We start from the raw sequence: 7,547 nt of genomic DNA on the forward strand, positions 1-7,547 counted from the left end.
GCGTCACACGACTCGGATAGAGCCAGGCATCCGCCCCGGCTGACCGCGTCTGGCCCGGCATCCCAGTCTGCCGCAACACGCTCATCCCCCGTTCAACCAGGGCACTTCGACCGCGAGGGCCTGCGCGACGTTCACCGCCGACTTGAGCCCGTCCTCGTGAAAACCATACCCCGTCCAGGCCCCGCAATACCACGTCCGGCGGCGGCCTTGGACCTCCGGCAGCCGCTGGCGCGTGATCAGGGCGGCCGGGGTGTACTGCGGGTGGTCATACTCCACCTCGTGGATGACGGTTTCGGGACGCGGCGGCGTCAGGGGATTGAGGGTGACGATGTAGTCCCGCGGCGCGCGGATGCCCTGCAGCCGGTTCATCCAGTAGGCGACGGTGACCGGGTCGTCGTTCAGCGCATCCTCGCGGCCGATGTAATTCCAGGACGACCAGGCGGCGCGGCGCTTGGGCAGCTGGCCTGTGTCGGTGTGCAGCACCGCGCGGTTGCGCGCGTAGGGCACGCCCCGCAGCACGGCTGTCTCGGCCTCGTCGGGATCGGCCAGCAGGCGCAGGGCCTGGTCGGCGTGGCAGGCCACGATCACGGCGTCGAAGCGCAGCACCTCACCGCCCACGCGCAACCAGGCGCCATCCTTCGTGCGGTGCAACTGCTGCACCGGCGCATTGAGGTGCAGCCGGCCGCGGAAGCCCGCCAGCATCTTCTCGACGTAGCGGCGGCTGCCGCCCGTCACGGTACGCCAGCGCGGACGGTTCACCAGGTCGAGCAGCCCGTGGCTGTCGAAGAAATACGCGAACTCCGGAAAGGGATAGTCGAACACGGTGCGCGTCGAGGTGGACCAGATCGCGCCGGCCATCGGGCCCAGGTAACGCGTGCGCAGCGCACGGCCGAAGCCATGCTGGTCGAGGAACTCGCCCAGGGTGTAGCGCGGCAGCCGGTCGGTGCGCAGCAGCCTGCGGGTCAGCCGGTTGAACCGCAGGATCTGCAGCAGCATGCGGGGGTGCGCAGGCGAAACCAGATTGGCCGGCTGCACGAACAGCTTGGCCAGGTTGTCGCCGGCGTATTCGAAGGCGCCATCGCCGATCGACACGCCGAAGGACATGTCGCTGGCACGGGTTTCCACGCCGAGCGTGCGGAACAGTCCGGTGAGATGCGGATAACAGGGCTCGTTGTAGACGATGAAGCCCGTATCCACCGGCACCTCGCCCTCCGGCGTGCGATGCAGGAAAGTATTGGTATGGCCGCCGGCGTAGCCTGCCTGCTCGAACAGCGTGACGTCGTAGCGACGCTGCAGCAGCCAGGCGGCGCCGAGGCCGGCGATACCGGAGCCGATGATGGCGATTTTCATGGTTTGAGTGTGTCCGCGACCGCCGCGCGGAATCGCACGGCCATCCGCTACTACGCCGCAGCGCGCAAACCGGATGCAGCCGGGCGCATCAAGGGGCACAGGACGAGCCCGGCATCGGCTCGGCCCAGCGCGGGTCACTGACCCGGTAGGCCCGCGGTTTGAGGTAGTCCTCCGGGTCGCGCAGGTAGTCGAGTTCCGGCGGCTGCTCGAGCGCGGCGAGTTCGGCGCGCCAGGCGTCTTCGTAACCGGCGGCGCCGCCGCCCACCACCGGCGCCCAGGCGTCGTGGTGCGTGGGCAGGAACACGCGCGGATGGGCGTGCTGCACGTACAGGCGCGGGTCGCGCAGGCCGTTGAGCGGCTGGTTGAAGCCTACGATCGCGCCGACCTGCACATCCACACAGCCCGGGAAGGCATCCAGCGCGCGCTGCACCTCGGCGGCGAAGGGGTTGCCGTCGTTGATCGGGCCGACCGAGTCGTGCCACAGCAGGCTGAAATCGCCGACTCGCAGGTGATAGGCCCAGGTGCCGCCCTGCGGATCGCCCAGGGTCGGGATGAACTGCGCGGTTTCCTGCGGATCGGTGTTGAGATAGATCAGGAAGGTCAGCAGGTCCGGGATGTGGATGAAGGGCGTGCCCGGGTCCTGCGGCTCCGGCGTGGCGGCCGAATGGATGTGCTGCAGGATATGCACCTCCGGCAGATCGGCCCACAGCTTCACGGCCTGGATCGTGCCCGGGGCGGGCGTGTCCATCGTCCCGGTGATCAGGCAGCGAAAATTGTTTTCATTGCCGTCGCGCGCGGCATCCGCCTTGGCGGTGTCGCAGATCTCCTCCGAGCCCACCACCACCGCGCCCGTGCGCCCGGCGACATAGCCCACGTCGGCGGCGTGGTCGAAATGGCCGTGGCCGACGAAGATCACCTCCGGTCTGAGCGCGGCCAGCTCCTCGCGGCCGATCGGCACGTAGTCGGCGTGCAGGCCGACGATCTCCCAGGCGTCGAACAGGAACAGGTGCCCGCCGGCCGAGGCGATGAAGCTGGACACGCCGAACCACCACAGCTTCACATAGGCCGGATCGGTGGCGTTCGGCCCCAGAATCCGGTCGCGCGCCGCCTGCACCTCGGCCGGCACCTGGACGAAGCGCGCTGCGGGCAGCGGCGTCCAGTCGCTCAGCGCCACGCGCGCGCCGGCGGCTGGGCCTCCGTCTCCACCACTGCCGCCGGAACAGGCCCCGAGCAGTAACAACAGCCCTATCGCAGTCGTGCTCAAACCGGTCCGCATCATCGTGAGCCTCCCTTTTGCTGGCTCTTGTGCAGGCGCTTGCGCCAGGCCCCCGGCGACTCGCCCTTCCAGCGCTTGAAGGCGCGCTGGAAGGCGCTCTGCTCCGAGAACCCGAGCAGGAAGGCCAGGTCGTTCAGATCGAGCTTCGGATCCGCCAAGTAGCGCTCGGCCAGTGCGCTGCGCACCTGGTCGAGCAGCTGGGTGTAGCTCAGGCCGGCCTCCCTGAGCTTGCGCTGCAGGGTGCGGGCGCTCATGTCGAGGCGCGCCGCCAGCTGCTCCAGCGTGAGCTCGCCCTCGCTCAGCTGCTGCGCGATCAGGCCGCGCGCCCGGGCCAGTGCGTCGTCGCCGCGCACCAGCGCCAGCATCTGCTTCTCGGCCAGGCGCAGCATCAGCTCGCGCATGGTCGGATCGGGCTGGATCAAGGGTTGCTGCAGCCAGGCCTGCGGCAGGCCGATGGCGTAACAGGGCCGGTCGAACAGCAGCTCGCAGTCGAAGATGCGACGGTGCTCGCGGATGTCGGCCGGCGCCGGGTAGTTGAACTCGATGCGCCGCGGCGCCTCGCGGCGCCCGCTGATCCAGCGCGCGAAGGTCACCAGCCCGGCGAGGTTGAACTCGGCCAGCTGGCGGTACGGCCGCTCGGAATCCGGCGACCAGCTCAGCCGCAGCTCGTCGCCACGCAGCTCGAGGCCCATCGGGCCGATGTCCAGCACCAGCGCCTGGTAGCGGTTGAGCCGCGCCAGCGCCTCGCCCAGCGTGGCGCAGTTCATGGCCACGTAGCCGAGCACGCCGTAATGCCCCGGGCGGATGTGCTCGCCCACGTGCAGGCCGAGCGCGTCGTCCTGCAGCAGCGCGGCGGCGCGGTCGAACAGCGCCGCGCACTCGGCCTCGGTCAGTCGCGCATCGCGGTCGGCGCTTTGCAGCGCATGCCCGGCCAGCAGGCTTTCCTTAGGCAGATCATGGGCTTGCGCGTAGTCGAACAGGGCCTGCAGATAGGCCACCGAGGCCGTGTTGACCCGCGTTTTGGGACTGTCGTTCTGGGTCATCGGCACTGGCGGCCAGGGTCAAGGCAGAAGGCGGCAGGCTCGCCCACAATGCCGGCCATCGTCAACCAAGCCCCAACCGGGAAGAATCGCCATGCAGGCATTGATCGACTGGATCGTCGCGACCTTCGGCGCCGATGTGGACTGGAAACAGGTGTTGCTGATCGGCCTGTCGCCGGTCTTCCTGATGGCGTTCGCGATCGAATGGCAGGTGATGCGCGGGCGCGGCCGGCGCGAGCAGTTCTTCTGGAAGGACATCGCCGCCAACCTGTCGCTCGGCGGCGCCTACCAGGTGTTCGAGCTGATCGCGCATGCGCTGTTCACCGGTGCGGCGGTGGCCTGGTTCTGGCAGCACCGGCTGTTCGAGATCCCGGTCAACGTCTGGACCCTGCCGCTGATGCTGCTGGGCGTGGAGTTCTGTTATTACTGGTTCCACCGCACTTCGCACCGCGTGCGCTGGTTCTGGAGCGCGCATGTCGTGCACCACAGCGGCGAGCGCATGAACATGACCACCGCCATGCGCCAGAGCCTGCTGTACTCCATCACCGGCTGGTGGCTGTTCTTCATGCCGCTGGTGCTGCTGGGCGTTTCGCCGTCGGTGGTGTTCTTCCTGTACGCCGTGGACCTGTCCTACCAGTACTTCGTGCACACCGAGTCGGTGAAGAAGCTGCACCCGTGGATCGAATACCTGTTCGTCACGCCCTCGCACCACCGCGTGCACCATGGCCGGAATCCGCAGTACATCGACAAGAACTACGGCGGCATCCTGATCATCTTCGACCGCCTGTTCGGGACTTTCGAGCCGGAGGTCGAAAAAGTGGAGTACGGCATCCCGCGCCCGGTGCGGAGCTATAACTTCCTGGTGCTCAACTTCCACGAGTTCGTCGCCATGTGGCGCGACGTGCTGCGGCCGGGGTCGCTGGGCCAGCGCCTCAAGCACCTGTGGGCGCCGCCGGATTACCGACGCCCCGCCTGAGTCGCCGCGCGATTGCGCACACGGCCGTTTTGCGCGAGGCTGGTGTACGGATCCCGTGCAGGAGTGACCTTGAGGCAGGCGCCACGCGGCTTCACCCTGATCGAGCTGATGATCGCGTTCACGGTCGTGGGCATCCTCGTGGCCATCGCGATTCCCATTTACCAGCTGTACGCCACCCGTGCCAAAGTGACGCAAGGCTTCGCGCTGGCGAGCAGTGCGAAGACCGCCATCGCTGAATATCACCTCTATCACGGTCGCTTTCCCGCCGACAACGCCAGCGCCGGGCTGGAACCGCCGGCGAACTACGCGACGGTGCATGTGCGCGCGCTGGAAATCCTGGACGGCGGCGAGATCCGGATCACCTTCCGTGACCCGGCCCTGGATGGACAGACGCTGTCGCTGCGGCCGACCGCGACGCCGGGAAGCATCGGCTGGTCCTGCCAGTCCAGCCTGCCGCGCCGTTATCTGCCCCTCGCTTGCCAATGATGCCGCCATGAACAGAACCACGCCCCGCCTGCCCGGATTGCTGCTCGAGGATCAGCTGTTGCTGCTGCGCACGCTGGTGCTGCTGGCCTGGCTCGGCGTGGCGGGCTTCGCCGCGGCCACGCTGTGGATCCGACTGGGCACCGATTTCGCGTGGCCGCAGCTGGGCGGTTTCGCGGTCACCTACAATGCCATTCTGCTGGAATTCGCACTGATCACGCTGGTGCTGACGGCGCTGCTGCTGCAGCCCGACTGGTACGAACGCGTGCCGCGCAACGCCGAGCATCGCGTGCGCTGGCTGCTGGCCGCCGTACTGGTCTGGGCGGGACTGCACCTGTTCGCCGCTTTCCACGTGACCGGCTCCGTTGCCGGCCCCCTGCTGCCGCTGCTGCCGGTGCTGCTGGTTGCGGCACTGACGGCGCTGCCCGGCGCCGGCGGCTGGTGGCTGTTCGCTTATCTGCTGGGCGGTCACGCCGCTGTGGTGCTGCTGGAGCGGGCTGAACTGCTGCAGCCGCGCGGCGTGTTGGCCGACATCTTTGCCTTCACCGATCCAGGCACCGCCCTGGGTCGCTGGACCGTGCTGGTGGTGCTGCTCGCCGGTGCGGCCCTGGGCCAGGCGCTGCGCGCACGCTGCCATCCGCTGGACGACCGGCTCACCCCGGCGCGCCGCCTGGATCCCGATACCGGCCTGTTCTGCCGCGCCTTCCTGCTCGAGCGGCTGCGCGCCGAACAGGGCCGCTGCCGCCGCCAGGGCGGACGCTGCACGTTTCTGTTGCTGGCGCTGGAGAGGAGGGACCAGGCGCCGCCAAGTGTCGCGGAGCTGCAGGCCGCGGCCGCGATCGTCCTGGACGAGGCACGGCTGCATTCCGACACGCCGGCACGCTACGCCGCCACCACCCTCGCCCTGCTGCTTCCGGACAGCGACCTCGACGGCGCGCGTGCCGCGGCTACGCGCATCCAGACCCGGCTCGTGACGACCGGGCTGCGCCTGCGCGCGGCGGCCGTCTGCGGCGCTGTGCCCGATCCCGCGCAGACCCTGGCCGCGGCCGAGTCTGCACTGGCGCGGTCGGCGCCCGGCGAGGTGGTGGTGGCCAGTGTGACCGATCCCGGCGCCGGCTGACGCGCGTCACACGCCCCTTACTGGCGCGCGACCGGGCCGAGCAGCGGAACCAGCGTCGGCCATACCGCGTCGAGCAGCTTCGGCTGCGCAGCGACGTTCGGGTGAATGCCGTCGTCCTGGAAATAGCCCGGGTCGAGCGCGATGGCGGCCATGAAGAACGGTACCAGCGCTACACCTTCTGTCTTTGCCACTTCACCGAAGCTCCGCCGGAACTCCTCGGTGTACTGCGGCCCGTAGTTGGCCGGCAGGCGCATCTCGAACAGCACCGGCTGCGCGCCGGCCTGCCGGCTGAGCGCGATCAGGCGCCGCAGGTTCGCGCGCAGCGCGCTCAGCGGCTGGCCGCGCAGCCCGTCGTTGGCGCCCAGCTCGATCAGCACGATGGCGGGCTTGTGGCGCGCGAGCTCCGCCGGCAGGCGCGCCAGCGCGCCGCGCGTGGTCTCGCCGCTCACGCTGGTATTCACCACGCGGTGCGGATAGCCTTGCTGCTCCAGCCGCCGCTGCAACAACGCCACCCAGCCCTGGTCCAAGCCCATGCCGTAGGCCGCGCTGAGGCTGTCGCCCGTGACCAGGATGACGGGCGCGCGCGGCGGCGCGGCGCCCGCCAGCGCCGGCAGCAGAACCAGAATCAGGAGCAGTCGCTTGAGCATGAATGCCATCGAGGCCCGTGATGTGCACAAACAGATTACCGTCGGCGGACGCGACGGCGCCACACTGTCCATCCTGCGCGGCGTCGATTTGACCGTCGCCGCCGGCGAAAGTGTCGCCATCCTCGGCGCCTCCGGCTCGGGCAAGACCACGCTGCTGTCGCTGCTGGCGGGCCTGGACCTGCCGACACGCGGCGAAATCCGCATCGACGGCCATGCGCTGCACGCGCTGGACGAGGACGCGCGCGCGGCGCTGCGCGCCGGCCGGGTCGGCTTCGTGTTCCAGTCCTTCCAGCTGCTGGCCGGCTTCACTGCGCTGGAGAATGTGATGCTCGCGGCCGAGCTGGCCGGCGATGTGCGCGCCGCCGACAGCGCGCGCGAGATCCTCGGCCAGGTGGGACTGGGCGAGCGGCTGCGGCACGCGCCCCACCAGCTGTCCGGCGGCGAGCAGCAGCGCGTGGCCATCGCGCGCGCCTTCGCCTGCCGCCCGAAGATCCTGTTCGCCGACGAGCCGACCGGCAATCTCGACATCGAGACCGGCGCCCACATCATCGACCTGCTGTTCGATCTCAACCGCGCGCGCGGCACCACCCTGGTCCTGGTGACGCACGATGCCGCGCTGGCGCAGCGCTGCGACCGCGTGCTGACGCTGCGCGAC

Annotated in this window: 8 protein-coding genes; 4 read left to right on the forward strand and 4 right to left on the reverse strand. The window is 69.3% G+C overall.

Going from position 1 to position 7,547, the window contains the following annotated elements; all coding sequences use genetic code 11:
• Positions 1 to 81: 81 nt before the first annotated feature.
• From VNJ47_08380 to VNJ47_08390, 3 genes are all read right to left on the reverse strand, one after another.
• On the reverse strand, positions 82 to 1,350 hold the full coding sequence (locus VNJ47_08380) for an FAD-dependent oxidoreductase (GenBank protein HXG28851.1): 1,269 nt from the start codon (positions 1,348 to 1,350) through the stop codon (positions 82 to 84).
• Positions 1,351 to 1,438: 88 nt separating this feature from the next.
• The gene (locus VNJ47_08385) at positions 1,439 to 2,629 is read right to left on the reverse strand and encodes an MBL fold metallo-hydrolase (protein HXG28852.1); all 1,191 of its coding nucleotides are present in this window, start codon (positions 2,627 to 2,629) and stop codon (positions 1,439 to 1,441) included.
• A complete protein-coding gene (locus VNJ47_08390) occupies positions 2,626 to 3,669 on the reverse strand; it encodes an AraC family transcriptional regulator (GenBank protein HXG28853.1) in 1,044 nt (347 codons plus the stop codon). The genes VNJ47_08385 and VNJ47_08390 overlap by 4 nt, the downstream gene beginning before the upstream one ends.
• Before the next feature lie 91 nt (positions 3,670 to 3,760).
• Between VNJ47_08390 and VNJ47_08395 the strand changes: the two genes are divergently transcribed.
• From VNJ47_08395 to VNJ47_08405, 3 genes are all read left to right on the forward strand, one after another.
• On the forward strand, positions 3,761 to 4,642 hold the full coding sequence (locus VNJ47_08395) for a sterol desaturase family protein (protein ID HXG28854.1): 882 nt from the start codon (positions 3,761 to 3,763) through the stop codon (positions 4,640 to 4,642).
• Between the two features lie 69 nt (positions 4,643 to 4,711).
• Positions 4,712 to 5,128, forward strand: a complete 417-nt coding sequence (locus tag VNJ47_08400; GenBank protein ID HXG28855.1) for a pilin — start codon at positions 4,712 to 4,714, stop codon at positions 5,126 to 5,128.
• Between the two features lie 7 nt (positions 5,129 to 5,135).
• Positions 5,136 to 6,245, forward strand: a complete 1,110-nt coding sequence (locus tag VNJ47_08405) for a hypothetical protein (protein HXG28856.1) — start codon at positions 5,136 to 5,138, stop codon at positions 6,243 to 6,245.
• A gap of 17 nt (positions 6,246 to 6,262) precedes the next feature.
• On the opposite strand, the gene VNJ47_08410 is transcribed toward VNJ47_08405, so the two are convergent.
• Positions 6,263 to 6,892 carry an arylesterase gene (locus tag VNJ47_08410; protein HXG28857.1) on the reverse strand — a complete coding sequence of 210 codons (630 nt, stop codon included), beginning with the start codon at positions 6,890 to 6,892 and terminating at the stop codon, positions 6,263 to 6,265.
• On the opposite strand from VNJ47_08410, the gene VNJ47_08415 reads away from it, so the two are divergent.
• Positions 6,891 to 7,547: ATP-binding cassette domain-containing protein (locus tag VNJ47_08415; GenBank protein ID HXG28858.1), on the forward strand; the 657-nt coding region annotated here is incomplete at its 3' end. The two genes, VNJ47_08410 and VNJ47_08415, sit on opposite strands and share 2 nt — an antisense overlap.

The sequence above is a fragment of the Nevskiales bacterium genome, assembly GCA_035574475.1.
GTDB lineage: Bacteria > Pseudomonadota > Gammaproteobacteria > Nevskiales > DATLYR01 > DATLYR01.